The sequence below is a fragment of the Streptomyces sp. NPDC003327 genome, assembly GCF_053589515.1.
In genome coordinates this window covers 43,169-68,699 of the sequence record NZ_JBSFSA010000032.1, presented here as the reverse complement: position 1 = coordinate 68,699, position 25,531 = coordinate 43,169, and the positions used below count along the sequence as shown (strand labels likewise).

25 protein-coding genes are annotated in these 25,531 nt (G+C 71.3%); 17 read left to right on the top strand and 8 right to left on the bottom strand.

Annotated features, from left to right (window positions below; all coding sequences use genetic code 11):
• Positions 1–73: 73 nt before the first annotated feature.
• Together ACWDVG_RS22615 and ACWDVG_RS22610 are read right to left on the bottom strand one after the other, a co-directional pair.
• Positions 74–1,435 (bottom strand): FtsK/SpoIIIE domain-containing protein, encoded by a 1,362-nt coding sequence (locus ACWDVG_RS22615; protein WP_451701165.1) that lies wholly within the window; start codon positions 1,433–1,435, stop codon positions 74–76.
• A gap of 2 nt (positions 1,436–1,437) precedes the next feature.
• Positions 1,438–1,770 carry an SCO3933 family regulatory protein gene (locus ACWDVG_RS22610; protein ID WP_030495246.1) on the bottom strand — a complete coding sequence of 111 codons (333 nt, stop codon included), beginning with the start codon at positions 1,768–1,770 and terminating at the stop codon, positions 1,438–1,440.
• A gap of 153 nt (positions 1,771–1,923) precedes the next feature.
• On the opposite strand from ACWDVG_RS22610, the gene ACWDVG_RS22605 reads away from it, so the two are divergent.
• The 4 genes from ACWDVG_RS22605 to ACWDVG_RS22590 all read left to right on the top strand — a co-directional run bounded on the left by ACWDVG_RS22605 (position 1,924) and on the right by ACWDVG_RS22590 (position 5,906).
• Positions 1,924–2,790 (top strand): GntR family transcriptional regulator, encoded by an 867-nt coding sequence (locus tag ACWDVG_RS22605; protein WP_030495245.1) that lies wholly within the window; start codon positions 1,924–1,926, stop codon positions 2,788–2,790.
• Positions 2,777–3,469, top strand: a complete 693-nt coding sequence (locus tag ACWDVG_RS22600) for an HAD family hydrolase (RefSeq protein ID WP_451701164.1) — start codon at positions 2,777–2,779, stop codon at positions 3,467–3,469. The genes ACWDVG_RS22605 and ACWDVG_RS22600 overlap by 14 nt, the downstream gene beginning before the upstream one ends.
• A gap of 617 nt (positions 3,470–4,086) precedes the next feature.
• Positions 4,087–4,770: a hypothetical protein gene (locus ACWDVG_RS22595; RefSeq protein ID WP_451701163.1), complete on the top strand. Its 684-nt coding sequence runs from the start codon at positions 4,087–4,089 to the stop codon at positions 4,768–4,770.
• A gap of 41 nt (positions 4,771–4,811) precedes the next feature.
• Positions 4,812–5,906, top strand: a complete 1,095-nt coding sequence (locus ACWDVG_RS22590) for a helix-turn-helix domain-containing protein (RefSeq protein ID WP_451701162.1) — start codon at positions 4,812–4,814, stop codon at positions 5,904–5,906.
• Between the two features lie 898 nt (positions 5,907–6,804).
• On the opposite strand, the gene ACWDVG_RS22585 is transcribed toward ACWDVG_RS22590, so the two are convergent.
• Entirely contained in the window at positions 6,805–7,329 is a 525-nt protein-coding gene (locus ACWDVG_RS22585) for a hypothetical protein (RefSeq protein WP_451701160.1), read from the bottom strand.
• Between the two features lie 217 nt (positions 7,330–7,546).
• Here ACWDVG_RS22585 and ACWDVG_RS22580 point away from each other — a divergent pair, with 217 nt between their 5' ends.
• The 3 genes from ACWDVG_RS22580 to ACWDVG_RS22570 all read left to right on the top strand — a co-directional run bounded on the left by ACWDVG_RS22580 (position 7,547) and on the right by ACWDVG_RS22570 (position 9,652).
• Complete coding sequence (locus ACWDVG_RS22580) at positions 7,547–8,227, top strand: signal protein (RefSeq protein ID WP_451701159.1); 681 nt, start codon at positions 7,547–7,549, stop codon at positions 8,225–8,227.
• 82 nt (positions 8,228–8,309) lie between these two features.
• On the top strand, positions 8,310–8,675 hold the full coding sequence (locus tag ACWDVG_RS22575; protein WP_451701158.1) for a PH domain-containing protein: 366 nt from the start codon (positions 8,310–8,312) through the stop codon (positions 8,673–8,675).
• Positions 8,676–8,824: 149 nt separating this feature from the next.
• Complete coding sequence (locus tag ACWDVG_RS22570; RefSeq protein WP_451701157.1) at positions 8,825–9,652, top strand: BRO family protein; 828 nt, start codon at positions 8,825–8,827, stop codon at positions 9,650–9,652.
• Here ACWDVG_RS22570 and ACWDVG_RS22565 read toward each other — a convergent pair.
• Positions 9,637–10,041 (bottom strand): hypothetical protein, encoded by a 405-nt coding sequence (locus ACWDVG_RS22565; protein WP_451701156.1) that lies wholly within the window; start codon positions 10,039–10,041, stop codon positions 9,637–9,639. The two genes, ACWDVG_RS22570 and ACWDVG_RS22565, sit on opposite strands and share 16 nt — an antisense overlap.
• Before the next feature lie 51 nt (positions 10,042–10,092).
• Here ACWDVG_RS22565 and ACWDVG_RS22560 point away from each other — a divergent pair, with 51 nt between their 5' ends.
• From ACWDVG_RS22560 to ACWDVG_RS22520, 9 genes are all read left to right on the top strand, one after another.
• Complete coding sequence (locus tag ACWDVG_RS22560) at positions 10,093–11,019, top strand: DUF2797 domain-containing protein (protein WP_451701155.1); 927 nt, start codon at positions 10,093–10,095, stop codon at positions 11,017–11,019.
• Between the two features lie 96 nt (positions 11,020–11,115).
• On the top strand, positions 11,116–11,451 hold the full coding sequence (locus ACWDVG_RS22555; RefSeq protein ID WP_451701154.1) for an antibiotic biosynthesis monooxygenase family protein: 336 nt from the start codon (positions 11,116–11,118) through the stop codon (positions 11,449–11,451).
• Positions 11,452–11,518: 67 nt separating this feature from the next.
• Positions 11,519–12,406, top strand: a complete 888-nt coding sequence (locus tag ACWDVG_RS22550) for an amidohydrolase family protein (RefSeq protein WP_451701153.1) — start codon at positions 11,519–11,521, stop codon at positions 12,404–12,406.
• Between the two features lie 79 nt (positions 12,407–12,485).
• Positions 12,486–13,241, top strand: coding sequence for a response regulator transcription factor (locus ACWDVG_RS22545; RefSeq protein WP_451701152.1), 756 nt, complete (start codon positions 12,486–12,488; stop codon positions 13,239–13,241).
• 120 nt (positions 13,242–13,361) lie between these two features.
• Entirely contained in the window at positions 13,362–14,879 is a 1,518-nt protein-coding gene (locus ACWDVG_RS22540; RefSeq protein WP_451701181.1) for an ATP-binding protein, read from the top strand.
• Between the two features lie 104 nt (positions 14,880–14,983).
• Entirely contained in the window at positions 14,984–16,264 is a 1,281-nt protein-coding gene (locus ACWDVG_RS22535) for a glycosyltransferase (protein WP_451701151.1), read from the top strand.
• Positions 16,261–18,510: an ArnT family glycosyltransferase gene (locus ACWDVG_RS22530; RefSeq protein ID WP_451701150.1), complete on the top strand. Its 2,250-nt coding sequence runs from the start codon at positions 16,261–16,263 to the stop codon at positions 18,508–18,510. The genes ACWDVG_RS22535 and ACWDVG_RS22530 overlap by 4 nt, the downstream gene beginning before the upstream one ends.
• Positions 18,511–18,587: 77 nt before the next feature.
• On the top strand, positions 18,588–20,135 hold the full coding sequence (locus ACWDVG_RS22525) for an MFS transporter (protein WP_451701149.1): 1,548 nt from the start codon (positions 18,588–18,590) through the stop codon (positions 20,133–20,135).
• Between the two features lie 34 nt (positions 20,136–20,169).
• On the top strand, positions 20,170–20,955 hold the full coding sequence (locus tag ACWDVG_RS22520; RefSeq protein WP_451701148.1) for a TetR/AcrR family transcriptional regulator: 786 nt from the start codon (positions 20,170–20,172) through the stop codon (positions 20,953–20,955).
• 100 nt (positions 20,956–21,055) lie between these two features.
• On the opposite strand, the gene ACWDVG_RS22515 is transcribed toward ACWDVG_RS22520, so the two are convergent.
• Complete coding sequence (locus ACWDVG_RS22515; protein ID WP_451701147.1) at positions 21,056–22,648, bottom strand: MDR family MFS transporter; 1,593 nt, start codon at positions 22,646–22,648, stop codon at positions 21,056–21,058.
• A 15-nt stretch (positions 22,649–22,663) separates the two neighbouring features.
• A complete protein-coding gene (locus ACWDVG_RS22510; RefSeq protein ID WP_451701146.1) occupies positions 22,664–23,107 on the bottom strand; it encodes a MarR family winged helix-turn-helix transcriptional regulator in 444 nt (147 codons plus the stop codon).
• A 158-nt stretch (positions 23,108–23,265) separates the two neighbouring features.
• On the opposite strand from ACWDVG_RS22510, the gene ACWDVG_RS22505 reads away from it, so the two are divergent.
• Complete coding sequence (locus tag ACWDVG_RS22505; protein ID WP_451701145.1) at positions 23,266–23,502, top strand: hypothetical protein; 237 nt, start codon at positions 23,266–23,268, stop codon at positions 23,500–23,502.
• A gap of 96 nt (positions 23,503–23,598) precedes the next feature.
• Here the strand turns inward: ACWDVG_RS22505 and ACWDVG_RS22500 are convergent, their stop codons facing one another.
• Together ACWDVG_RS22500 and ACWDVG_RS22495 are read right to left on the bottom strand one after the other, a co-directional pair.
• Positions 23,599–23,898, bottom strand: a complete 300-nt coding sequence (locus ACWDVG_RS22500; RefSeq protein ID WP_451701143.1) for a hypothetical protein — start codon at positions 23,896–23,898, stop codon at positions 23,599–23,601.
• Between the two features lie 532 nt (positions 23,899–24,430).
• Positions 24,431–25,411, bottom strand: a complete 981-nt coding sequence (locus ACWDVG_RS22495) for an RNA polymerase sigma factor SigF (RefSeq protein WP_451701141.1) — start codon at positions 25,409–25,411, stop codon at positions 24,431–24,433.
• Positions 25,412–25,531 lie beyond the last annotated feature (120 nt).

Here is a 25,531-nt window from a genome sequence, read left to right as displayed (position 1 = left end):
CCGCCTCCTTTCGGGCATGGGTCGGGTAGGGACCTGGCGTGAGACGGTCACGCCGACCGAGGGAGCGGGGGTGTTACGAGGTGGCCGGGGCGGGCTTGACCAGCGGGTCGGACTCCACGACGTCGAGGTCGATGGCGTCGGTCTGGGCCGGGCGGTAGGCGGCGAGGGCGGGAAGGTCCGGCGTGAGGTCGGCGTGCTGAGCGCAGATGTCGGCGACTTCGGCGGCGGTCAGTTCGGGGGTGCGGATGCGGGTCCAGCCGCCGGAGGTGTCACCGGCCACCGCGACGCCGGGCCGGTCCGGCGGGATGGCGGTCACGGCCACGACCGCGTCCGGGGCGATGTCCCCCAGTCCCATGTCGGCGGTCTGCTTGTCGTTGACCCGGTGTACGACCCGGCCGGTGAGCTGGGCCCGCAGGGTGGTGGCGCCGCGGCCGAGGTCGGAGCCGAAGCGCTGCCCGCAGACCTCCAGGTAGATGCCGGCCGCGCGGGCCATCTGTCCGAGCCGGATCATCTGCATGACCATCCGGTCCCGGCGTTCCTCGTCCTTCTTCCCCGCGACGAGGAACAGCTCCGCGACCTCGTCCACCAGGACCACGACCGGGACCGGACGTGCGGTCTCGGGCAGGGCCCAGATGTCGGCGACCCCGGCGAAGCTCAGCAGGTCGAAGCGGTCTTCCATCTCCCCCACCAGGGCGTCGAGCAGGCCGGACGCTTCCTCGGGGGTGGTGGCGAACCCCGACAGGCGGGGCGCGTACCCGCGCTGTTCCACACCCCGCTTGCAGTCGATGCCGACCAGGGCCACCTCGAGGCGGGCGAGCTGGGCGATGAGGTTGCGCTGATACATCGACTTGCCGGACTGGTTCGCGCCCAGGGTCAGCGCGTGCGGGACCTTCAGGTAGTCCCGTACGAACGCCGAACCATCCTCGCGCAGCGCGACCGGCACCGCCATCGGCCCCGACAGACGCCGCCGGGAGCGCGGCATCCGGACCAGGCGAAGAACGTCGTAGCCGGTCATCCGCAGTTCCACGAACCCGGGCTTGGTCTCCACCACATGCACGGAGTGGACGCCCCAGGCGTGCCGCAGCCGTTCGGAGGCCGCCATCACGTCGGCGGGCTCCAGACCGGCCGGGAGCCGCAGGGTGACCCGCATCCCCGTCGAAGTGCCCCGCACGCGGCGGACCTTCGGCGGAACGGGCTGCACCTCGGAGCGGCGGGCGACGTTGCGGACCATGAACGCCCGCAGGCGGGACGGCTGGACCGTCAGCCCGCACACGTCCATCGTCGCGTGGTAGTTCACCGCGAACCGCACCCGCGTGACCGGCAGACCCACCAGCGACCAGAACACCCGGGGCGCTCGGGCCTTGGCGTATCCGAGGCCGCCGGCGGTTCCGGCGAGGGGGAGGCCGACCTCCCATAAGGTCGAGATGTCAGCCATGGTCAGGCGCCCATCGGGGTGACCGCGACGGCGCGGAAGGAGATGCCGTGGCGGGTCTGGCCGTTGAACGTGTTCTCCCAGTCCCGGGCCTTGAGCCCGATGACCGTCACCGGCATGCCCGGCGTCAGCCCGTCGGGGAGACCGGTCTCCGGGACCGTCACCTGGTAGAGGTTGCCCTCCCCCTCGTCCGAGATCAGCAGGCCCACCGTGGAGAGCCCGGCACCGGTCTCCCGGTCCACCGCCCTCTCACCGGTCTGCTTGCTCACGAGCTTCGGCGTGGGAGCGGTCGCGACGAAGACCACGGCGGTCGACGTGTCCACCTTGAACGACGGCATGAGTTTCTCCTTCGAGAGGGCAGGAAGGGGCTAGGTGACCAACTTGGCTAACCCGGTTGGTCACATCTCGTAGCTAGAAGACGTGGCTAGCCATGTCAACAACATGACTGGCATGACTGTCCTGCCTGAAGGAACTCGCCTACCATCGACTTCATGACCTTTGTCCCCGAGCCCCTCGACCCCGACGACGACCGAGCCCCGTACGAGCAGGTCGCGAGCAGCCTGAGCGCAGCGATTCGTACGCGGAGGCTCGGGCCGGGCGAGAAGCTGCCGTCGCACAAGGAGTTGACGGAGCTCTACGGCTTCGCGCGGGCGACGATCCAGCGCGCGCTACGGGACCTTGAGGACGAAGGACTCGTGGTCTCGCGCAAGGGCAGCGGTGTCTACGTCCGCAACCGCACGGAACGGCCGGCGGGGCTCCGGCCTTACGTGGAGCAGGCGTTCGCGAAGGATCACGTCACCATCGACTTCGCGGGGTTCTCCAGCGAGACGCTGCATGGCGCTCTTCAAGAGCCGCTCGACAAGATCCGCGTCGGCAGGCTCACGCCGTCGAGCATCACCATGCGGATACTCGTCCCCGACATGGCGGTGCCTCAGGCGGCGCCGGTCCGGATGTCCGACGGAGCGGACGACAAGAGGCTCCGCGACCGCATGCACGACATCATGGTCGGCTACACCCGCAGCATCCGAGACGCGATCACCGAGCTGGAGCACCTGGGCCTGGTCGCCGAGACGCGCATCAACGTCCGTGTCCACAGCGGCACCCAGTTCTTCAAGCTGTACGTCATCAACAACGAGGACGCGTTCTTCGGGTACTACCCGATCCGTCCGAACAAGGTCGTCGCACAGGGCGAGGCGATCGAGATCTATGACCTCGTCGGTAAGGACACGACCCTGTTCCACCACTCGGTCAACGATGGCGAGTCGTCCGGCGGAGCGCAGCAGGTCCAGCAAGCCCGGATGTGGTTCGACAGCGTCTGGGAGACCATCGGAAGGGACTTCGACCTTGACGCACGATGACCGACTCTCCGAGGTCCTGGGCAACGCCCGGGTGGTCTTCTTCGACTTCGACGGCCCCGTGTGCGATGTGTTCGCCGGGCTTCCTGCCTCCCAAGTCGCAGAACAGCTGACGGCGATCCTCGCGGCGAAGGACGTATCCGCGGGCGCGAAGGCGGCCGAGACCGATGACCCCATCGAGGTCCTGCGCATCGCCCACGAGGCGGACGCCGAGCTGGGCGGGGAGATCGAGCAGCGGCTGACGGAGGCGGAGGTCGAAGCCGTCGCGGTGGCGGGCCCGCCGACACCGGGGGCGGTGAAAGCCCTCCAGGCCGTGAACGCCTCAGGGAGGGCGGTCGCGGTGGTGAGCAACAACTCGGCCGAGTGCGTCGAGAGCTTCCTCAAGGCGCACGGGCTGGAGGGATACGTCGCGAAGGTGGTCGGCCGGCCGACGGGGCAGCCCCACCTGATGAAGCCGAATCCGTTCCCGCTCATCACGGCGGCCGAGCGGATGCACATCGACGTCACGAACTGCGCCCTGATCGGTGACTCGCTCACGGACATCCAAGCGGCTCACGCAGCCGGGGCCACGGTGATCGCCTACGCCAATAAGCCCCACAAGGCCGACCTCTTCGCCGAGGCCCAGGCCGACACCATCACCGACGACATGCACGCCATCGCCGACGCACTCACCACGGCATAGCCGAGGAGCAACGGAGGACCTGTTACAGGTTTCTCTACCTCATCAAGCACCCGGCTGCGCTCCGCTCCGCCGGGCGGGCTTCCCGGCTCCGCTCGGGGCGCCGCTCCTGCCTTCGGCCCGCTCCGCCCCCGCTGCGCCGACGCCCGCCCCTACAAGACGGGATGGGCCCGAAGGCATGAGTCCGAGCCCCAACGGCCGCCGGTTCCCCAGGTCACCGACATGCCTCCGGCGGGGGCGCTCAGGCTCCGGGATGGGAGGGCCCGCGGGCGGGTGCCGGCCGGTGGGGTGTGGCGGTGGGGACTCCCATCCCGTCTGCCGTCGACCCAGGCAGAGCCGAGCAGACACGGCACCGGGCGTCCAGGTCGTTCGTACAGTGGCGCGCTCCACCTGGACGCCCGGCACCGCGCCTGCTCCACGGTGTGTGGGTCGACGGCAGACGGGATGGGAGTTGAGGCGAGCGGTGGGCGGGCCCGCAGACCGGCACCATGCCCTACCAGTCTGCAGGTCAAGGCACTTGAGTGCCCATCATCGCGCCACGTTGTCGGTGGCGCACGCTACGCTTATAAAAATCGCTCCTCACGTGAGGGGGCGTTCCTATAACCCCTAGGGAGGGGTGTGTGATCGGGAACTCCTGGGCCAGGCCTGATGAGCACGGCGGCCACGAAGAGCAGCTTGCGGAGCTGGGCCTTCAGTACGAGCACTTCGAGCAGCTGATCAGGGAGGGCGAGGAGGCCCGGGCCGCCGCAACGAAGGACGACGCGAACAATGCAGCCGGAACCCTTGACTACTTCGCCAGGGTGCGCACCCTGAGGAACCTGCTCAGGACCGAGAAGCAGTGGCACCGCTACGACCCCAAGCAGTCCCCTCTCACGGTCAACCCCGACAAGACCATGGGTATCGGCGTACTGCTCGGGGACGCCCGGACGGGTCTCCCCGGCAACCCGCAGCCGCGGAGCCACCGCCCGGCCGGCGTCGCGAAGGAGTCACTGGTTGCCCGGAACCAGGACGTCCACCCCGGACTCTTTCCGGTGCCGCTGGTCGAGGAGGAGCTCGCCGCTCAGCACAATGAGGACGAGTACGCCAACTTGACCACGTGGTACCTGCTGACCTTCCGCTACACCGCGAGGAAGCAGGGGTTCATCGAGGTGCGGAGCGAACTGTCTCTGCCCAGTAGGGTTGGCCCCCGCGGCAAGATCGACAGCTGGGACCGCAGGATCCTCCTGCCCGCCATCCGGTTCAAAAAGACGTTCGATTACCCTGATGGTGACACCGGCTTCGACGTTGCCGTCGAAGAGTGGTGAGATAGGGGCGAAGCGGGCATACGTGAGGGTGGCGGTAGTAGATGGTTTCTTCGTCCCGCATCGCCATCGCTCGCAAGCGGAGGGGGCTCACTCTCGCAGAACTCGGCGAACGCGCGGGAGTGAGTCTCCAGAGCTTGTCGAACTACGAGACCGGGCGTACCGATCCCGCTAGCGAGACGTTGGCGAAAATCTCGGCAGCCTTGGACTTTCCTGAATCCTTCTTCCATAAGCCAGGTATCGATCTTCTCCCCCTGGAAGCGGTGTCATTTCGTGCGCGCAGTAAACTTGCCGCAGCGCCCAGAGATGCTGCTCTCGCCGCAAGCACCCTAGCACTGGAACTTAACGAATGGATTTCCAGCCGCTACAAGCTTCCGGCCCCTCACGTTCCCACGCTCGGGCGGCTTGATCCGGAAGCCGCAGCCGATGTTCTGCGCGCGCGATGGGATCTTGGCGATACCCCAATCTCCAACATGGTGCACCTGGTTGAATCACGGGGAATTAGAGTCTTCTCCCTTCCGCCAGAATTCTCCGATGTCGACGCTTTCTCCTTTTGGCGCGACGGTATTCCTTTCATCTTTTTGAGCACATTGAAGAGTGCGGAAAGGGGACGGTTCGACGTTGCGCACGAGCTAGGTCATCTCGTACTCCACGGTGAGGAGCGCGAGCTATACGGACCTGCCGCCGAGAAGGAAGCGAACGCGTTTGCCAGCTCGTTCCTCATGCCGCGATCGAGCGTGTTCAACATCATGCCCGATTCCCCCCTGCCTTCCCAGATTATCGCCGCCAAGCGCGTATGGAAGGTTGCGGCTATGGCTTTGACTTATAGGCTGCATGATCTAGGAATCCTTTCAGATTGGCATTACAGGAAAGCCTGTGTGGAGCTAAGCAAAAAGGGATATCGATCATCAGAGCCTCAAGGAATGCCGGGGCGTGAGCAATCTCAACTCTTGGAAAAGGTTTTCCGCATGGCGCATTCCAAGGGAATCTCTTTGCGTAATGTGGCAGACGAACTCGACGTCACCGCACAGGAATTGAGTAGCTGGATATTTGGCCTAGTCGTCACCGTTCGCTCGGGGTCTGGCCGCCCTACTGCAAAACCGAAATCTTCGAGAGCCCGCCTCACAGTCGTCCGCTGAGCAAAAGCTGTCTATGCCTAAGAATCTGCACCCACAGCAGCAGTAGTCCAGCCTCAGTAGGTCACATGAGGGCACCCCGCGGAACGCACTGGTGCATTGACACGGTTCGGCTGCCTGACTACTCGGACCGTGCCAGGTAGGGCGGGGAACGGCGGTCAACGGCGGGTTCCAGGGGGAACCCTAGAGTTCCCTCTGGCTCCCGTTCTCGCTGGTCACACGCTGGACAAAGCGTGGGAGATCGGTGATTCCCAAGCTCAGGTCCTCAGGTGAAGGGCGTAATCCCTACACTTTCCAAGTGCGCGAGGGTTGCCTCAAGACATGCGCCGGCGGACGCCTCATCCGACCTGAAGAACGACTCCGTGCCCAAAGGGCCGCCGGAGACGATCACCATCCAGCGACGCCCCGGTGATCGCTCACCGTCAGCCTTGAAGACCACCGAACACCCTCGCTCGGCCAGCCACGCCATCAGTTCCACAATGTCCACAGAAGCCCCCTCGGAGAGAGGATGATGCCAGTCACAGGAGCGCGGGATCGACAGGCAGTCTCAGGGCGTCCGGAGGCGACTGGGCGGAACGACTGCATTGATCACGCGATACAGCAGCGCCATACCGCAACTACAGCAACCACCACCGCCCCATAGTGTCCCTACGGGGCCTGGAGGCTGCCTGTATGGCCGTCGCTGACCGATCTGGCTAGAGCTACGGATCAGAAGGTTGCAGGTTCGAATCCTGCCGAGTGCACATGGACAAGAGGCCCGGACGAGAGTCTGGGCCTCTTGCGTTTCCTGGCCGTACAGCGGTGAAGTACGGCAACCGCGCTGATCGCTGCCGGCCGCGAGCCGCCGTCACTCGGTGCAAGGCTCGTCTAGGGGCGTCACGCAGTCGGTGGCCGGGCGTGGCTACACGTGGCGGGCTTCCGGGCCGAGGGTGGCTGGATCTTCGGATCGCAGCCGGAACTTTTCATGGACGCCGAGGCTGTTGCGTGCGGCAATGTAGAACTCGTCACGCTTCTCCTGAAACTCCCGGAACGCCCTCGTCCAGTCGTCTGACGTACCTGGGCGCATGTCTCGAACGAGCTGTTCCAGTGCCCAGGCGTGCCGCTGCAGCGATCTGGCTGCCGAGACGGATTCCGCGTCTCCCATAAGGAGCACGGCTTCGAACGCATAGCCACGCTCGAGCTCAGCTTCGGCCAGCAGCTCCAGGCCGGCCTCCCTGGCGAGGGGCTGAGGCAGGTCGAAGAGTCCCTTGTCCGCAGCCAGACGACCTGCCAGCGAGGTGAACCTCTTGACCGCGTCGGCAAACCGGAGATAGCACTCCAGGCGACGTTCGTCCCATCGTGTGGAGAGTTGGCGCCGCCACCGAGCTCTCTCCATCAGGGCTCCACCGACGTACGACGCAACCGCGCCCACGAGCACACCGATCAAGGTGAACCATTGTCCTGACATGCCCCCGCCTATCATGTGTCTGTCAGAGGAAACATACGGCCGGAGACTCTGACGCGTAAGGGCCGCAGGCCGGGATGAGAGCTGAACGGCCTTTCGGCGGAGCCGGGATCCACGGCCGGACGCGAATCCTGCCGAGTGCACAGGGACGAGAGACCCGGACGAGAGTCCGGGCCTCTTGCGTTGGGGAGGGGTGCGCATGAATTCGAGACTGGGGGCAGCCGGGCTGGCCGCCGTCGTGTGGGTGGCTCTGGCGGGGTGCGGGGCGGAGTCGGGGCCCGACGCCGAGGCGGGGGACGCGGCGGGGTCGGTGAGTGCCACGCCGGGGGTGACGGGGTCGGCGAGTGGTGCGCCCGAGGGCGGGGGTGAGAAGTTGGCTTCCGGGGAGTTGCAGGAGCGGTGGTGGACATGGGCCGCTTCGGAGCCCGAGGGCACCAATCCCGTGGCCGACCCGGACGGGCGGTCGTGCGGGCGCAACCAGCCTCGGGACGTGTGGTTCCTGGCCGGCACCTTCGGTGGTGAGGTCGAGCGCACGTGCGAGGTTCCCGCCGGGCGTCCCATCGCCGCGCCCCTCGTCAATCTCTTCGGGCAACGTCAGGACTGCGCGGCCTTCGTGCGCGGCGCGCGGGGGACCGCCGTGCTCGACGGCAAGGCGGTCGAGCCGGAGGTCCACGGGGGCGCCCCGATCGTCGTGATCGGTGCCCGGGGCAATCCGATCACCGGGGAGGAAGGCCGCTTCGGGGGCGTCGTCGGGTGCGGCCTGTGGGTGCGGCTGCCGCCGTTGGCTCCTGGCCGGCACGAGCTGGAGATCCGTGGGCGGTCGGGGGACTTCACGGTCGGCGTGGACTACGTGCTGACCGTCACCGCCGCGGCGGCGTAGGCGGCGCGCGGGTGAACCCCTGGCCTTTTCGGGTGGGATGCGATCTGATGATCTTTCTTTCATCGATGTGGGGGTGTGGGGCATGGCGCTCTTCGGGAACGCGCACGCGATCGATCCGGCGCAGGCGCAGCAGGACTACGCGCGGCTGCTCGGGCAGGGGGAGCAGGTGCACGCCGCGTACCTGCTGATCCGGGACGTCATCTTCTTCACGGACCGGCGTCTCGTGCTCGTCGACAAGCAGGGAATCACCGGCAAGAAGGTCGAGTACCACTCGATCCCGTACCGGAGCATCACGCACTTCGCCGTGGAGACGGCCGGCACCTTCGACCTCGACGCCGAGCTGAAGATCTGGATCTCGGGCAACGCGATGCCCGTGCAGAAGACCTTCACGAAGGGCGTCGACATCTACGAGGTGCAGGCGATCCTCACGCAGTTCGTCGCGAAGTAGACGGCGGCGGGCGGCCGGCGCGCAGCAGGCGGCCAGCGGGCGGAAGGCCCCGGGGCATCCCGGGGCCTTCCCCTTTTGGGTGAACCTGTGTGATTGGCATGTCAGTTGAATATGCCCCCGGCCTAGCGTGCGGGTGGAGGTGATGATCGATGGACGCGATCGACATCGATGACTTCGTGCACGTCGCCACCGGGGAGCGCCTGCGGCGGCTGACCGCGCCGGACGGGGGGTACTGGTTCCCCGTCGTGGACGTGGCGAAGCGGCTCGGGTACGCGGGGAGCCGGGAGCTGTTGAGGGGGGTCCCGCTGCCGGAGGGGGCTCTGCGGGCCGCCCGGGAGGTGGCCGGGAGCGAGGCGATACTCGTGCGCGGGGGCGTCAGGGCGTCGGCCCGGGTGGTGAGCCTCCAGGGGCTCGTGCTGCTCGTGGCGGGGTGCCGGCGGCCGGAGGCGGGGCCGTTCCGCGCGTGGGTCGCGGAGGTGGTGACCCAGGTCCAGCGCGACGGCGGCTACGGGCTCGAACCCTCGCCCGTGACGCCCGGGTACCTGCTGCCGCCGGAGCTGGTCGACGTACTCGTACGGCTGGAGGGGGCGTTCGACGAGGGGGCCGCCGCCTACGCGGAGTTCGCCGAACACGCGGAGCTGCTCCGGGAGACGCGCCGGAACCTCTCAAGGGTCGCCGAATCCCTTGAGCGGCTCGCCGTGCCGCGTCAGCGCACGGACACGGCCGTCGCCCCGCTCAGCCCGCAGGAGCTCGTGGAGTCGTGGGCGATCAGCGGCGACGTGCGGGCCGTCGCCAGCTGTCTCGCGCCCGCGCTCGTCCGGGGCGGGGTCCGTTACCGGCTCCAGGAGGTGTCCCGTCGCACCGGGCTCCCGGGCGAGCGCGTCCGGGACTGCGTGCGGCTCCTCCTCGAACGGGGCTGCATGCGCGAGGTGGGCCTCCCCGACACGGACGGGGCCCGGATCTACGTCCTGCCCTGACCCCGACGCACCGGCACGGCCACCACCTGAACGGCATCGGCGTACACGATCCGGCCCGGGGCCGCCGACTCCAGTCGTACGCAGGGCACGTCGTGGTCCCGCAGGATGCGCAGGTACGGGGTGACCCGGGCCAGCTCCCGGGTCGCCGTCCGCCGGAACCAGGCCGCCGCCCCCGGGTTCACGGCGGGGTCGTAGACCGTCGGGTCGGCCGCCGCGGGGTTCGGGACGTGGGCGTCGTACCAGTCGTTCGACTCCCGCCACACCGCGTACTCCGCGGGCGTCAGGCGGCCCTCCCGGGCCAGGGCGTTGGTCAGGCCGAAGACGCCGGGGTGGTGGCCGTGGGGGCCGGGGGCCGGGGACTGGAAGCGCAGGTACGCGAGACTGGGCACGGCGGCAGCGTAGGGGGTGCCTCGTCGATCAGGCCGGATCAGGGAGTGCGCGTGGAGTGGTGGTGCCGGGGGATCGGGTGGAGTGGCGGCGGGCCCGGCCTGCGCTGGCGGGGCGAGCCGGAGCATCCCGGCGGTCCCGGCGGCGGGGGCGGTGCGGGGCGGGTGGTCCGGGTCGTGCGGGGGCTCGCGTACGGGCAGGAGCTCGGGTTCCGGGCCGTCGGGGTGCGGCGGTGTCCGGGCGCCCGGGGCAACCCGTGTCCGGTGGCGGCGGCCGTGCCCGGGCGCGCCACCGGTGGGCGGTGCGCGGAGTGCGCGCGTCTCGACCGGGCGCACTCGGTCGCCGCCGACACCCTCCTCGACGACCCCCGGCCGTACCGCGTCTACCTCGGCTGGTTCGGGCCCGGCCTGACCAAGGTCGGAATCACCGGCGAGGCGCGCGGTGCGGACCGGCTCCTGGAGCAGGGCGCGGTCGCCTTCTGCTGGCTCGGGCGGGGGCCGCTCATGGCCGCGCGGCGCACCGAGGAGGTGCTGCGGCAGGCGCTCGGCGTGCCCGACCGGGTGCCGTACGAGCGGAAGCGCGCCGTGCGGCACGCGCTGCCGGCCAACGCCGCCGAGCGGGGCCGCGAGGTCGAGGAGCTCTACCGGCGCGCCCGGGGCGTGGGCGGCTGGAGCGACACCCTGGAGCCGCTCGACTTCGTCCCGTACGACCACGCGGGGATCTTCGGCATCGAGGGGCTGCCGCGCTTCGACGGCAGCGTCACCGAGCTCGTCGACGGCGGGGTCGTCAGCGGCCGGCTCCTCGCCGCCGCGGGGCCCGATCTGCACGTGCTCGCCCCCGACGGCCGGTGCCTCGCGCTCGACACCCGGCTCATGGGCGGCTGGGTGCTGGAGAGCGCCGGGGAAGGCGCGGGATTCACGGTTCCGGTGACGGACGCGGGGGCCGAGGGCCCCAAGGAGGCCCAGCAGGGCCTGTTCTGAGGGGAAGCCGGGGCGGCGCGGCCTCTTCGTAAAGTCTTGGATCCCTTTGGCCACGGGCCGTGGACATCCCGCCCCGGCCGCGGCGAGGGTGATCGCATGACCCAGAAGCTGGTGGCGGGCATCGAACCGCCGTACTACACCGCTGTCTTCACGAGCATCCGACCCGACGCCCCGGACGGGTACGCCGAGACTGCCGCCCGCATGCAGGAGCTGGTGCGGGAGGTCCCCGGGTTCCTCGGCTACGAGTCCGCCCGCACCCCCGGCGGCATCGGCATCACCGTCGCGTACTTCCGCGACCTGGAGTCCCTCGACGCCTGGCGCGACCACGCAGGGCACCGGGCGGCCAAGGAGCACGGCCGCGCGCACTGGTACGACAGCTACAGCGTCCACATCGGCAAGGTCGAGCGGAGCTACGGTTTTGAGCGCGCGTGACGAGCGGGGCGGGCATGACGAGCGCGGCGCGCCTCACGAGCATGACGAGCATGGCGAGCGCGGCGAGGTGGGCGCACTGGTCCAGCGGCTCGGGCTGCCCGGACTCGTCGACGTGCACACGCACTTCATGCCGAAGAACGTCCTGGACAAGGTGTGGGCCTACTTCGACGCCGTCGGTCCGATGACGGGCGTCGCGTGGCCCATCACCTACCGCGAGGAGGAGGACCGCAGGCTCGACCTGCTGCGCGGGTTCGGGGTCCTCGCCTTCACCTCCATGCTCTATCCGCACAGGCCCGGCATGGCCGCCTGGCTGAACCGCTGGGCCGCAGACTTCGCCGCCCGGACGCCCGACTGCCTGCACACGGCGACCCTCTTCCCCGAGCCGGAGGCCGACGCGTACGTCCGCGACGCGCTCGACGCCGGCGCCCGGATCTTCAAGGTGCACCTCCAGGTCGGCGCCTTCGACCCGAACGACCCGCTCCTCTACACGGCGTGGGGAATGCTCGCGGAGAGCCGCACGCCCGTCGTCGTCCACTGCGGCTCCGGACCCGCCCCGGGCCGCTTCACCGGCCCGGGACCCATGGGCCGGCTGCTCGCCCGCCACCCGCGGCTGCCGGTGATCGTCGCCCACATGGGGATGCCGGAGTACGGGGACTTCCTCGACCTCACCGAGCGGTACGAGGAGGTCAGGCTCGACACCACCATGGCCTTCACCGACTTCAGCGAGCGGCTGGCACCCTTCCCCGGGGACGAGCGGAAGCGGCTCGCCGACCTCGGTGACCGCATCCTCCTCGGGACCGACTTCCCGAACATCCCCTACCCGTACGCCCACCAGCTCCATGCCCTGGAACGGCTCGACCTCGGCGACGACTGGCTGCGGGCCGTCCTGTACGGGAACGGCGCCGCGCTGTTTCACGTGAAACCGCCGACCCGGCACGCGCCGCAGCAGGATTGAGACCGCCCCCGACCGTTTCTCAGGGAATTCACAGGAAAGGGCAAGGGGCCTCTCAGCGGCGGCCGACAGCGTGGGACCCATGACCGTGACCACGCGAAGCACCAGCGCCCGCCGCGGCACCCGTACCGACCTGCTCCGGACCGACGGCACCGCCGTCCGGGTCCTCGTCGTCGACGACGAGGCATCGCTCGCCGAACTGCTCTCCATGGCCCTGCGCTACGAGGGCTGGCAGGTGCGGAGCGCCGGGGACGGGGCCACGGCCCTCCGCGCCGCGCGCGAGTTCCGGCCGGACGCCGTGATCCTCGACGTGATGCTGCCGGACGCCGACGGGCTGAGCCTGCTCGGCTCGATCCGGCGCGAGCTGCCCGACGTGCCGGTGTTGTTCCTGACGGCGAAGGACGCCGTCGAGGACCGGATCGCCGGGCTCACGGCGGGCGGCGACGACTACGTCACCAAGCCGTTCAGCCTGGAGGAGGTCGTCGCCCGGCTCCGCGGCCTCATCCGCCGCTCGGGCGCGGCGCAGGCGCGCAGCGAGTCGCTGCTCACCGTCGGCGACCTCACCCTGGACGAGGACAGCCACGAGGTCACCCGGGGCGGAGACTCGATCCATCTCACCGCGACCGAGTTCGAGCTGCTGCGGTACCTCATGCGCAACCCGCGCCGGGTGCTGAGCAAGGCCCAGATCCTCGACCGGGTGTGGTCGTACGACTTCGGCGGCCAGGCCAACGTCGTCGAGCTGTACATCTCCTACCTCCGCCGGAAGATCGACGCGGGCCGCGCCCCGATGATCCACACCCGCCGGGGCGCGGGCTACCTCATCAAGCCGGGGGAGTAGCCGCCGGTGCGTCCAGGAGTGGCCGGGGCGGTGCGGCGCCCCGGAGTCGACGGGCAGGGGCGGCGACCACGCGTTCGGCGGTCGGGCGTTCCGCGACCGCGCGTTCGGCGGCCGTGGTCGCTGCGGACCCGGCTCGTCGTCTCGGCGGTCGCGCTGATCGCGGTCGTCGCGGCCGTCATCGGCACGGTCACGACGATCGCGTTCCGCTCGTACCTGTACGACCAGGCCGACGAGCAGGTCCGCACGGTCGCGAACCGGGCCGCCGGGCCGCCGGTCGTCCTGCCCGTGCCCGATCCGGTGCGCGCGCAGGAGCCGCTCTCCTTCCTCGTCGGCCCCGCCACCCCGGTCGGCACCCTCGGCGCCGTCCTCACCGACGACGGCGTCGCCTCCGCCGCGTACTCGGCGGAGGCCGACGGCGGCGACGCGTACGGCCCGAGGATCCGGGCCAGGGCGCTCGACGAGCCGCAGAAGGCGGCGCTCGCCACCGTCCCCAGGGACGGCGCCCCGCACACGGTCGAGCTGCCCGGCGGCCTCGGCTCCTACCGGGTCGCGTACGCCGTCGGCGCGCACGGCTCCTTCCTCACCGGCATCCCGCTCACCGAGGTCGACGACTCCCTCTCCACCCTCGTCCTCGTCGAGCTGAGCGTCACCGGCGCCGGGCTCGTCGCCGCCTCGCTCGCCGGGACCGTGCTCGTGCGGGTCGCGCTGCGCCCCCTGCGACGGGTCGCCGTCACCGCCCGCCAGGTCGCCCGACTGCCCCTGCACAGCGGCGAGGTGGCTCTCGACCAGCGGGTTCCGGAGGCCGAGGCCGACCCGCGCACCGAGGTCGGACAGGTCGGCGCCGCCCTCAACCGGATGCTCGACCACGTCCACTCGGCCCTCGACGCCCGGCAGCGCAGCGAGACCCGTGTCCGGCAGTTCGTCGCGGACGCGAGCCACGAGCTGCGGACCCCGCTCGCCTCGATCCGGGGGTACGCGGAGCTCACCCGGCGCGGCCACGAGGAGTGCGGGCCCGACACCAGGCACGCGCTCGGCCGCATCGAGTCCGAGGCCGAGCGGATGACGGGCCTCGTCGAGGACCTGCTGCTGCTGGCCCGGCTGGACGCGGGCCGCCCGCTCGCGCGGGAGGGCACCGACCTCGTACCGCTCGTCGTGGACGCCGTCAGCGACGCCCGCGCGGCCGGCCCCGACCACCACTGGCGGCTCGAACTCCCCGACGCGGACGGCGGCACGGCCGTACGCGGCGACGGCGCCCGGCTCCAGCAGGTGCTGCTCAACCTCCTCGCGAACGCCCGCACCCACACCCCGCCCGGCACGAAGGTCACCGCCCGGGTCCGCACGGAGGGCGCGGCGGTGCTCGTCGAGATCGAGGACGACGGGCCCGGCATCCCGCCCGAGCTGCTGCCCGCCGTCTTCGAGCGCTTCGCCCGCGGCGACGCCTCCCGCTCCCGGCACGCCGGGTCCACGGGGCTCGGTCTCGCCATCGTGCGGGCCGTCGTCCTCGCCCACGGCGGAGAGGTGACGGTCGACAGCGCCCCCGGACGGACCCTGTTCACGGTCCGGCTCCCCGCCGAGACGGCGGCCGACACGACCGGAGCACCAGGGCGAGGGCGGCCGGGACCTTCCGTACCGGTCTGACCGTCCGGGCCCGCCCGACCGCCCCCGGACCGACTCACCCACTCACAGTCGGGGCACAGGCTCATCACACAGCCGTGACAGCGGGCCCCGCGAGGGTCGGAGGCATGCGAACCCCAACGATCGCGGGCCCCGCGTCGGGGACCTCGGGCGCCCTTCCCGCCAGGGAACACCTGCCGGTGAACATCGCCGGACGGCCCGTCCTCGACGTCGTGATCCCCGTCTACAACGAGGAGAAGGACCTGGAGCCGTGCGTCCGCCGGCTCCACGAGCACCTGCTGCGGACCTTCCCGTACGGCTTCCGGATCACCGTCGCCGACAACGCCTCCACCGACTCCACCCCGGCCGTCGCCGCGCGCCTCGCCGCCGACGTGCCGGAGGTGCGCTCCGTGCGGCTCGAACAGAAGGGTCGCGGCCGGGCGCTGCGGACCGTCTGGTCCGCCTCGGACGCGCCGGTCCTCGCCTACATGGACGTGGACCTGTCCACGGACCTGAACGCGCTGCTCCCCCTGGTCGCGCCGCTCATATCCGGCCACTCCGACCTGGCGATCGGCTCCCGGCTCGCCCGCTCCTCGCGCGTGGTGCGCGGGCCGAAGCGGGAGTTCGTCTCCCGCGCCTACAACCTCATCCTGCGCGGCTCGCTCGCCGCCCGCTTCTCCGACGCCCAGTGCGGCTTCAAGGCGATCCGGCGGGAGGTCGCCGAGCGGCTCCTGCCGATGGTGGAGGACACCGGCTGGTTCTTCGACACCGAGATGCTGGTGCTCGCCGAGCGGGCCGGGCTCCGCATCCACGAGGTGCCCGTCGACTGGATCGACGACCCCGACTCGACGGTCCACATCGTGCGGACCGCCACCGACGACCTCAAGGGCGTCTGGCGGGTCGGGCGCGCGCTCGCGACCGGTTCGCTGCCGCTCGACCGGCTGGCGAGGCCCTTCGGCGACGACCCACGCGACCGCGAACTCACCGGGGTGCCGGGCGGACTCGCCCGGCAGCTGGTCGGCTTCTGCGCGGTCGGGGCCCTCTCGACCCTCTTCTACCTCGCGCTCTACTCGCTCTTCCGGCTCGGGGCCGGCCCGCAACTCGCCAACGCCGCCGCCCTCCTGGTCTCCGCGATCGCCAACACGGCGGCCAACCGGCGGCTCACCTTCGGGGTACGGGGCCGGGACCGGGCCGTGCGCCACCAGGCGCAGGGGCTCGTCGTCCTCGCCATCGGCCTCGCCCTGACCAGCGGCTCGCTCGCCGCGCTCGGGGCGGCGACCGGCGACCCGGCGCACTCCACGGAACTCGCGGTCCTCGTCGTCGCCAACCTCGCCGCGACCGTGCTGCGCTTCCTCCTCTTCCGCCTCTGGGTCTTCCCCGAGCGGTCCACCGCAAGGAACGAACGATGACCACCTCGCACCCCCCGGCCCCCGGCGCCGGCCCGGGCGCCGGGCCCGCGGCCGAGCCCACAGCCGGGACCGCAGCCGAGCCCGGCGCCGCGTCCGGCGGGCGGTTCGCCCGGCTGTGGCGCGGCCGGCCCGAGGACGCCGCCCGGGTGCGGCCCGCCTTCCTCGGTCTGCTGCTCGCCACCACCGCGGCCTACCTCTGGAACCTGAGCGCCTCCGGTTACGCCAACTCCTTCTACTCGGCGGCCGTGCAGGCCGGCGGCGAGAGCTGGAAGGCCTTCTTCTTCGGCTCGCTCGACGCGGCCAACGCCATCACCGTCGACAAGCCACCGGCCGCGCTCTGGCCGATGGCGCTCTCCGTGCGGCTCTTCGGCCTGGGCTCCTGGCAGATCCTGGTGCCCGAGGTGCTGATGGGCGTCGCCACGGTCGGCGTCCTGTACGCGGCGGTGCGGCGGCGCTTCGGCGCGAGTGCCGGTCTGATCGCGGGGCTCGTCCTGGCGCTCACGCCGGTCGCCGCGCTGATGTTCCGCTTCAACAACCCGGACGCGCTGCTCGCGCTGCTCATGACGGTCGCGGTGTACTGCGTGCTGCGCGCCCTGGAAGGGGAGGAGCGCAGTGCGAGGTGGCTGGTGGGGGCGGGCGTCGCCCTCGGGTTCGCGTTCCTCGCGAAGACCCTCCAGGCGTTCCTGATCCTGCCGCCGCTCGCGCTGGTGTACGTGGTGTGCGCGCCGGGCGGGTTCGGCCGGCGGCTGGGGCGCCTCGCGCTCGGCGGGCTCGCGACGGTCGTGTCGGCGGGCTGGTGGGTGGCCCTGGTCGAGCTGTGGCCGACGGGCTCGCGGCCGTACGTCGGGGGCTCGCAGACGAACAGCTTCCTGGAGCTGACCTTCGGCTACAACGGCTTGGGCCGTCTCAACGGCAACGAGGTCGGCAGCGTGGGCGGCGGCGGCAACCGCGGTCCGGGCGGTCCGGGTGGTCCGGCGGCCGCGGAGCTGCCCCCCGGGGCGGAGCTGCCCATGGGCGGCCCCGGAGGCGGGGGCGGTGGTGGCTGGGGTGAGACCGGCATCGGCCGCATGTTCAACGACGCGGTGGGCGGCCAGATCTCCTGGCTGCTGCCGGCGGCGCTGGTCCTGCTCGTCGCGGGGCTCGTCGTCACCCGGCGGGCGCCGCGGACGGACACCGCGCGCGCCGCGTTCCTGGTGTGGGGCGGTTCGCTCCTCGTCACGCTCGCCGTGTTCAGCTTCATGGCCGGCATCTTCCACGAGTACTACACGGTGGCCCTCGCGCCGTATCTGGCGGCCCTGGTCGGCATGGGCGCGGCCGTCCTGTGGGAGGAGCGGACGCGGTTCGCCGCCTCGGCGACCCTCGCGGGCGCGGTCGGCGTGACGGCCTGGTGGGCGTGGACGCTGCTCGGCCGGACGCCGGACTGGCAGCCGTGGCTGCGCTGGGCGGTGCTCGGCGCGGGCGCGCTCGCCGCCGTCGGGCTGCTCTTCTCGGGCCGGGTCGACCGGCGCCACGGGCGCGCGGCGGCGGGGCTGGCGCTCGCGGCGGGGCTCGCGGGGCCCTTCGCGTACACCGTGGAGACGCTCGGCACCGGGCACCAGGGGTCGATCGTGACGGCGGGCCCGTCGGGCGGCGCGATGCGCGGTGGCCCCGGGGACGGCCGGATGTTCATCGACGGCCCCGGCCCCGGTGGCGGCCGGCCCCCGACGGGCGGTCAGCTGCCGCCGGGCGCCCAGTCCCCGACGGGCCCGGGCGGGTCCGGCCAACTCCCCGGCACCGTACGGCAGGACGGCGCGGGCGGCGGCGCGGGCGGCGGCACGGTCGGCGGCACGGTCGGCGGCGCGGGCGGCGGTGGCGGCGGCATGGGCGGCCTGCTCAACGGCGCGAGCGTCGGGGCGGAGGCCAAGGAGGCCCTGCTCAAGGACGCCGACGACTACACCTGGGTCGCGGCGGTGATCGGCGCGCAGAACGCGGCCGGCTACCAGCTCGCCACCGAGAAGCCCGTGATGGCGATCGGTGGCTTCAACGGCAGCGACCCCTCTCCGACGCTCGACCAGTTCAAGCGGTACGTGGCCGAGGGGAAGATCCACTACTTCGTCTCCTCCGACCGCGTGCGGACGGGCGGCGCCGAGGGCGACGGCCCCGGTGGATCGGGCACGAGCGCGGAGATCGCCGCGTGGGTCGAGGCCGGCTTCCGGGAGGTCACCGTCGGCGGCGCGACCTTCTACGACCTGACCTCCCCGAAGTAATCTCCTGTACAGCGTAAGAGAAACCCTTGTACGGTGTACGAGACCCGGTCCCGTACACCGTACAAGGAGTCCTGCCCATGACGGCGACGACCGCCGCGACCGAACCCGCCGCCACCGGCGGCGGCCATCCGCAGCGCTGGCTGATCCTCGGCGTCATCTGCCTCGCCCAGCTCACCGTGCTGCTCGACAACACCGTGCTCGGCGTCGCCATCCCCTCGCTGACCACCGAACTCCACGCGTCCACCAGCGACATCCAGTGGATGATCAACGCCTACTCGCTCGTCCAGTCGGGCCTGCTGCTGACCGCGGGCAACGCCGCCGACCGCTACGGCCGCAAGAAGCTCCTCGCCGCCGGACTCGCGCTCTTCGGCCTCGGCTCGCTCGCCGCCGGACTCGCCGACTCCACCGCGCAGCTGATCGCGGCCCGCGCGGGCATGGGCGTCGGCGGCGCCCTGCTCATGACGACCACCCTCGCCGTCGTCATGCAGATCTTCGACGACTCCGAGCGGGTCAAGGCCATCGCGCTCTGGGCCACCGTCAGCTCGCTCGGCTTCGCCGCCGGGCCGCTCATCGGCGGTGTGATCATCGAGCACTTCTCGTGGGGGACGATCTTCCTCATCAACATCCCGGTCGCCGTCGTGGGCCTGGTCGCCGTGCTCAAGCTCGTGCCCGAGTCGAAGAACCCGCAGGGCGACCGTCCCGACCTGGTCGGCGCGGTGCTCTCCACCATCGGCATGACCGCCGCCGTGTACGCGATCATCACCGGGCCCGAGCACGGCTGGACCTCCGCCGAGGTGCTGGTCCCCGCCGCGATCGGCGTCGTCGTCCTCGGGGCCTTCGCGCGGTGGGAGCTGCACGTCCCGTACCCGATGCTCGACATGCACTTCTTCCGCAACCAGAAGTTCGTCGGGGCCGTGGCCGGCGCGATCCTCGTCATGTTCGGCATGGGCGGCTCCATGTTCCTGCTCACCCAGCACCTCCAGTTCGTGCTCGGGTACGAGCCGCTGGAGGCCGGCCTGCGGATGGCGCCGCTCGCGCTGACCGTGGTCGTCCTCAACCTCAGCGGCATCGGCCCGCGGATCGTGACGAAGCTCGGCACCCCGCTCACCGTGGCCGTCGGCATGACCCTGGTCGCCGCGGGACTCGGCTCGATCGCCCTGATCGGCGGCGGTACGGACGGCTCGTACGGGGGCATGCTCCTCGGCCTGGTCCTCATGGGCACCGGCCTCGCCGTCTCCAACCCCGCCATGGCCAACGCGATCATGAGCGCGATCCCGCCGGAGAAGGCGGGCGTGGGCGCCGGGGTCAACGGCACCCTCGCGGAGTTCGGCAACGGCCTCGGCGTCGCCGTACTCGGCGCCGTCCTCAACGCCCGCTTCGCCGCGCTCGTCGCCGTCACCGCCACCTCGCTGCCCGCGGCCCTCGCGGCGGCCGGCAGCGAGTCCGAGCGGGCGGAGATCTCCGGCGCCTTCGCCTCCGGCCTCCAGACCAGCCAGCTGGTCGGCGCGGTCGCCGTCTTCGCTGGCGGCCTCCTCGCAGCGGCGCTCCTCGCGCGCGCCGAGCGGTCCGAGAAGCGCGCCGCGGCGGAGGCTCCTGCGACCCCCGGGAACGCGACCGCTGCATAGCATGGCCGGGACGACCCACCCACGGAGGAACGCGATGGTCAAGGCAGCCGATCGGGCCAGGAACCCGGCGCGTTCCAGTGTGTGGCTGGAGGAGCGGGCCGCCCGCAGCGGCGGCGGCCCGGCCGGGCTCGACCGGACCAGGATCGTCGCCACCGCGATCCGGATGCTCGACGAGGAGGGACTGGCCAAGCTGTCGATGCGCAAGCTCGCGAGCGAGCTGGGCGTCACGGCGATGTCCCTCTACTGGTACGTCGACACCAAGGACGACATCATCGAGTACGCCGTGGACAGCGGCTACGGGGAGATCGACCTGGCGGTCGTCGACGCGGCGGGCGACTGGCGGGAGCGCGTACGGGCGCTCGCCACGGAGTACCGCCGGATGCTGGTGCGGCACCCGTGGATGTCGCAGTGCGCGGGCACGTACCTGAACATCGGGCCGCGCGCGCTCGCGGTCGGCCGGAAGATCCAGGAGGCGATCGGGGCCACCGGACTGCCGATGTCCCGTCAGCCGAGCGCGATGTCGGCGGTGTTCCAGTTCGTGTACGGCTACGGGACGATCGAGGCCCAGTTCGGGCGGCGGGCGGCCGAGGCCGGGATGTCGCAGGACGACTTCTACGACGAGTCGGTCAGGGCCTTCCGCCACGATCCGCAGTTCGTCGAGGTGCTCGAACCGATGGCGGAGATCCTTGAGGAGCGCGCCTCGCACGGCAGCGTCAGCGCCATCTGGGACCGGGACTTCGACTACGCCCTGGACGTGCTCGTGGCCGGCATCGAGGTCATGGTCGAGCGCGCCGGGAACGAGCCGGGCAGCGCCGCGTAGGCGCGGGACATGACGGAGCGGCGGGCCGTCCCCTGCCCGCCGCTCCGTTCTCGTACCCGGCCGTGCCTCCGCTCGAAGCGCGGCCGGGAGTCCGTTGCCCCTACGTGTCCTTGCCCGGAGCCGCGCTGCTCTTCAGGGCGACCTCCTTGATGAACAGGGTCACCAGGAAGGCGAGCAGCGCGAACGGCGCCGAGTAGAGGAAGACGTCGGCGACGCCGTGTCCGTACGCGCTCTCCATGACCGTACGGATCGGGGCCGGCAGCGCGTCCATGTCCGGGATCGCGCCGCTGCCGCCGCCCTGGCCCATCGCCCCCGCGGCCTCCGGGCCGAGCTCGGCGAGGCCGTCCTGGACGTACGCCGTGACCCGGTGGGCCATGACCGCGCCGAGCGCCGAGACGCCGATCGCACCGCCCAGGGAGCGGAAGAAGGTGACGACGGAGGAGGCGACGCCGAGGTCGGACGGAGCGACCTGGTTCTGGGTGCAGAGCACGAGGTTCTGCATCATCATGCCGAGCCCGAGGCCGAGCACCGCCATGAACAGCGCGAGGTGCCAGTACGGGGTGTCGTAGCGCATGGTGCCGAGCAGCCCGAGGCCACCGGTGGCGAGGGCGCCGCCGCTGACCAGCCACGCCTTCCAGCGGCCGGTCCTGGTGATGACCAGGCCCGAGACGGTGGAGGAGACGAAGAGGCCGGCGATCATCGGGATGGTGAGGACGCCGGACATGGTCGGCGACTCGTTCCGGGCCAGCTGGAAGTACTGGCTGAAGAAGACCGTGCCGGCGAACATCGCGACGCCCACGAAGAGCGAGGCGAGCGAGGCGAGCGTGATGGTGCGGTTGCGGAAGAGGCGGAGCGGGATGATCGGCTCGCTCGCCCTCGACTCGACGAGGACGAAGACCGCGCCCAGGAGGACCGAGCCGCCCACCATGGCGGCGGTCTGCCAGGACATCCAGTCGTACTTGTCGCCCGCGAAGGTGACCCACACGAGGAGCAGGGAGACGGCGGCGCTGATGAAGAACGCGCCCGCCCAGTCCACCTTGACCTCGCGCTTCACGACGGGAAGCTTGAGGGTCTTCTGCAGGACCAGGAGCGCGATGACGGCGAAGGGGACGCCGACGTAGAAGCACCAGCGCCAGCCGAGCCAGTCGGTGTCGGTGATGACGCCGCCGAGCAGCGGGCCGCCGACGGTGGCGACGGCGAAGACCGCGCCGAGGTAGCCGCTGTACCGGCCGCGCTCGCGCGGGGCGATCATGGCGGCCAGGATGATCTGGGAGAGGGCGGTCAGACCGCCGACGCCGATGCCCTGGACGACGCGGCAGGCGATGAGCATGCCGGTGGACTGCGAGAGACCGGCGACGACCGAGCCCGCGACGTAGACGATCAGGGCTATCTGGACGAGCAGCTTCTTGGAGAAGAGGTCGGCCAGCTTGCCCCAGAGCGGGGTGGTCGCGGTCATCGCGAGCAGCGCCGCGGTGACGACCCAGGTGTACGCGGACTGGCCGCCGCCCAGGTCCGTGATGATCTGGGGGAGGGCGTTCGAGACGATCGTCGAGGACAGGATGGCGACGAACATGCCGAGCAGCAGCCCGGACAGCGCCTCCATGATCTGCCGGTGCGTCATCGGAGGGGCGGAGCCGTCACCGTTCCCGGTCGAGGCGTCCCGCACACCGGCGGCAGGTGTGGTCGTGGCCATGAACTTCCTTTGTTATCAAGCGTGGTGGGCCCGGCAGTCCCCGAAGGAGTCACGCAGGCGGGCGAGCATGTCGGTGAGCAGCGCGACGTCTTCGTCGGACCACTCCGCGAGGTTGCGGGCGAACGTCTCGGAGACCCGCCGGTCGAGTTCGGCGAGCATCGTGCGGCCTCCGTCCGTGAGGTGGAGGATGCGGGAGCGCCGGTCGGCCGGGTCGGGAAGCCGTTCGACCCAGCCGCGGTCCACGGTGTGGGCGACGTGGCGGCTGCAGACCGACATGTCCACGGCCATGAACTCGGCCAGCCGGCTCGTGCGCATGTCGCCGTGGTGGTGGAGCAGGGCGAGCACGGCGGCCGAGCCGCCCTGGCAGTCGACGGGGAGGACGCGGGCGAGGCCGCGCTTCACGGCCCCGATGGCACTGACCTGGCGGGCCAGGTTCTCGTAGCGGTTCCGTGTCTCCATCGGGCACCCCAGACATCTTGTTGCTTAGGGCAACCATAGAGATGGATGGTTGCTTCAGGCAAACTAAATCGGTCAAACGGCGCTAAAGAATCGGCAAAGGGGGGCGGAGCTTCCCGGGGCTTGGGCCCGCAACCCCGATTTCGCTAGGGTCCTGGCCCATGGCACACAACCCCCAAGCACCGTACGGCCAGGGCCAGCCCCAGCAGGGCCCCGAGGGCTCCTACGACCCCGCCGGCAGCACCCAGATGTTCCGCGCCTTCGTCGACGAGGGGGCCCCGCAGCGACAGCAGCCGCAGGCCGCGGCCCCGGCGGGCGGCCCGCGCGTCGGACTGATCGTCGGCGTCGTCGCGGCGATCGCGGTCCTGGCCGCGGTCGCCTGGCTGGCGCTCGGCTGACTCCTCCGTCCCGATCTCCCCGGTGGGCCGGGTCCGCGTGTCGCGGACCCGGCCTCCTCTTCTCTCCGCGGACGGTCCGGGGCCGGGCCGAGGAGCTCAGTCCAGGCGGGCGGTGACCTCACGGGTGTCGACGCGCGTGCCGAGCGGCACCCGCCAGGACTCCACGCACACGGTGTAGGTCCGGGTCGTCGCCGCCCCGGCGGCGATCGGCGCGGGGAGGGGCTGCGAGGTGGTGACCGTGCCCCAGTCGAGCCCGAGGGCGCCGATCACGTGCGTGGCGAAGGTGACCGTGCCGGAGAGGGCGGGCGAGCCGCCGGTGTTGCGGAAGGTGACGGTGACCCGCTCGCACCAGCGCCGGTCGCCGTCGGCGAGGGTGGGCGCGGAGACGGTCAGCACGGCGGGCGCCGGCGCCGGGCTGGATGGTGGCGCCGTGCTGGACGGAGCCGGTGCCGGCCGCCCCGGCGTGGGGATCGCGGGCCCGCCCGAGGGTGTACGGGGCGGGGGCGTGGCGCCCCTCCCCGGGGCCGTACCGGGAGCGGGGGCCGCGCCCGGCGACGTACCGGCGGACGGCGAACCCGGCGGGGCGCCGGGCGCGCTCGTGGGCCCCGGGGCCGTACCCGTACGCGGGGCGGGAGAAAGGTCCGGGACACCGCCTCCCGAAGGGGACGGCGCGGCGGGGGACGGCGACGAGGTGCTGGAGACCAGACCGGGCGGGGCGGTGCCGTCCGGCGGAGCCAGGGTGACCGCACCCCGGGGGCCCGAGTCGGCGCCCCCGTCCGCGGGTCCGGCCGCGTATCCGTCGCGGTCACCGGTGCAGGCGGTCAGCGCTCCGCCGAGGCAGAGCGCCACCGCCACGAGTCCGGGCATCGTTCGCCTCATCGGCCCAGTGTGACCGACGTGCCGTCAACTACGGCACGGTTTTAGGAAGTCAGTCGGAGATGAGCCCGTCCCGCAGCTGGGCGAGCGTGCGGGTCAGCAGGCGCGAGACGTGCATCTGCGAGATGCCCACCTCCTCGCCGATCTGCGACTGGGTCATGTTGGCGAAGAAGCGGAGCATGATGATCTGCCGCTCCCGGGGCGGGAGTTTGGCGAGCAGCGGCTTGAGCGACTCGCGGTACTCGACGCCTTCCAGGGCCGCGTCCTCGTAGCCGAGGCGGTCGGCCAGCGAGCCCTCGCCGCCGTCGTCCTCCGGGGAGGGCGAGTCGAGCGAGGAGGCGGTGTAGGCGTTGCCGACGGCGAGGCCGTCGACCACGTCCTCCTCCGACACCCCGAGCACAGCGGCGAGTTCGGGCACGGTGGGGGAGCGGTCGAGCTTCTGCGCGAGCTCGTCGCTGGCCTTGGTGAGGGCGAGCCGCAGCTCCTGGAGGCGGCGCGGCACGCGCACCGACCAGGAGGTGTCGCGGAAGAAGCGCTTGATCTCGCCCACGACCGTCGGCATGGCGAACGTCGGGAACTCCACGCCCCGTTCGCAGTCGAAGCGGTCGATCGCCTTGATCAGGCCGATGGTGCCGACCTGGACGATGTCCTCCATCGGCTCGTTGCGGGAGCGGAAGCGGGCCGCCGCGTACCGCACGAGGGGGAGGTTCAGCTCGATGAGGGTGTCGCGGACGTAGGTCCGCTCCGGGCTGTCGGCGGCGGCGCCCTCGGCGTCGAGCGCGCGCAGCCGGAGGAACAGGGAGCGGGAGAGGGTGCGGGTGTCGAGGGCCTCCGACGTGACGGCGGCCAGCGGCGGGGCGGGGTTCGCGCCGGAGTCGGCCGCGTCCCGCACCGTCGTCTGCGCCGGGAGCGGCGCGGTGACGGGCGCGCCGGCGCTCGCGGTGACGGGTGCGGGCACGGTCGCGGACACGGTCGCGGAAACGGACTCGGGCGTGCGCGTGAGCACCTTCGAGCTGCCCTGTTCTGCGGACATGCCACCCCCTTGAGGTCGCGGACGGTCGCGGTGGCCGCGACCATCTGAGGAACGCAGCCTCCACCTGAATACCGGCGGTGGGGCTGCGGCAAACTCGGTTCCTGCAGAATGTCACATGTC

Excerpts from the sequence above, each read along its gene's own strand:
- ACWDVG_RS22615 (WP_451701165.1), bottom strand. The coding sequence starts at position 1,435 with ATGGCTGACATCTCGACCTTATGGGAGGTCGGCCTCCCCCTCGCCGGA.
- ACWDVG_RS22610 (WP_030495246.1), bottom strand. The coding sequence starts at position 1,770 with ATGCCGTCGTTCAAGGTGGACACGTCGACCGCCGTGGTCTTCGTCGCG.
- ACWDVG_RS22605 (WP_030495245.1), top strand. The coding sequence starts at position 1,924 with ATGACCTTTGTCCCCGAGCCCCTCGACCCCGACGACGACCGAGCCCCG.
- ACWDVG_RS22590 (WP_451701162.1), top strand. The coding sequence starts at position 4,812 with ATGGTTTCTTCGTCCCGCATCGCCATCGCTCGCAAGCGGAGGGGGCTC.
- ACWDVG_RS22580 (WP_451701159.1), top strand. The coding sequence starts at position 7,547 with ATGAATTCGAGACTGGGGGCAGCCGGGCTGGCCGCCGTCGTGTGGGTG.
- ACWDVG_RS22575 (WP_451701158.1), top strand. The coding sequence starts at position 8,310 with ATGGCGCTCTTCGGGAACGCGCACGCGATCGATCCGGCGCAGGCGCAG.
- ACWDVG_RS22570 (WP_451701157.1), top strand. The coding sequence starts at position 8,825 with ATGGACGCGATCGACATCGATGACTTCGTGCACGTCGCCACCGGGGAG.
- ACWDVG_RS22555 (WP_451701154.1), top strand. The coding sequence starts at position 11,116 with ATGACCCAGAAGCTGGTGGCGGGCATCGAACCGCCGTACTACACCGCT.
- ACWDVG_RS22545 (WP_451701152.1), top strand. The coding sequence starts at position 12,486 with ATGACCGTGACCACGCGAAGCACCAGCGCCCGCCGCGGCACCCGTACC.
- ACWDVG_RS22535 (WP_451701151.1), top strand. The coding sequence starts at position 14,984 with ATGCGAACCCCAACGATCGCGGGCCCCGCGTCGGGGACCTCGGGCGCC.
- ACWDVG_RS22530 (WP_451701150.1), top strand. The coding sequence starts at position 16,261 with ATGACCACCTCGCACCCCCCGGCCCCCGGCGCCGGCCCGGGCGCCGGG.
- ACWDVG_RS22525 (WP_451701149.1), top strand. The coding sequence starts at position 18,588 with ATGACGGCGACGACCGCCGCGACCGAACCCGCCGCCACCGGCGGCGGC.
- ACWDVG_RS22520 (WP_451701148.1), top strand. The coding sequence starts at position 20,170 with ATGGTCAAGGCAGCCGATCGGGCCAGGAACCCGGCGCGTTCCAGTGTG.
- ACWDVG_RS22515 (WP_451701147.1), bottom strand. The coding sequence starts at position 22,648 with ATGGCCACGACCACACCTGCCGCCGGTGTGCGGGACGCCTCGACCGGG.
- ACWDVG_RS22510 (WP_451701146.1), bottom strand. The coding sequence starts at position 23,107 with ATGGAGACACGGAACCGCTACGAGAACCTGGCCCGCCAGGTCAGTGCC.
- ACWDVG_RS22505 (WP_451701145.1), top strand. The coding sequence starts at position 23,266 with ATGGCACACAACCCCCAAGCACCGTACGGCCAGGGCCAGCCCCAGCAG.
- ACWDVG_RS22495 (WP_451701141.1), bottom strand. The coding sequence starts at position 25,411 with ATGTCCGCAGAACAGGGCAGCTCGAAGGTGCTCACGCGCACGCCCGAG.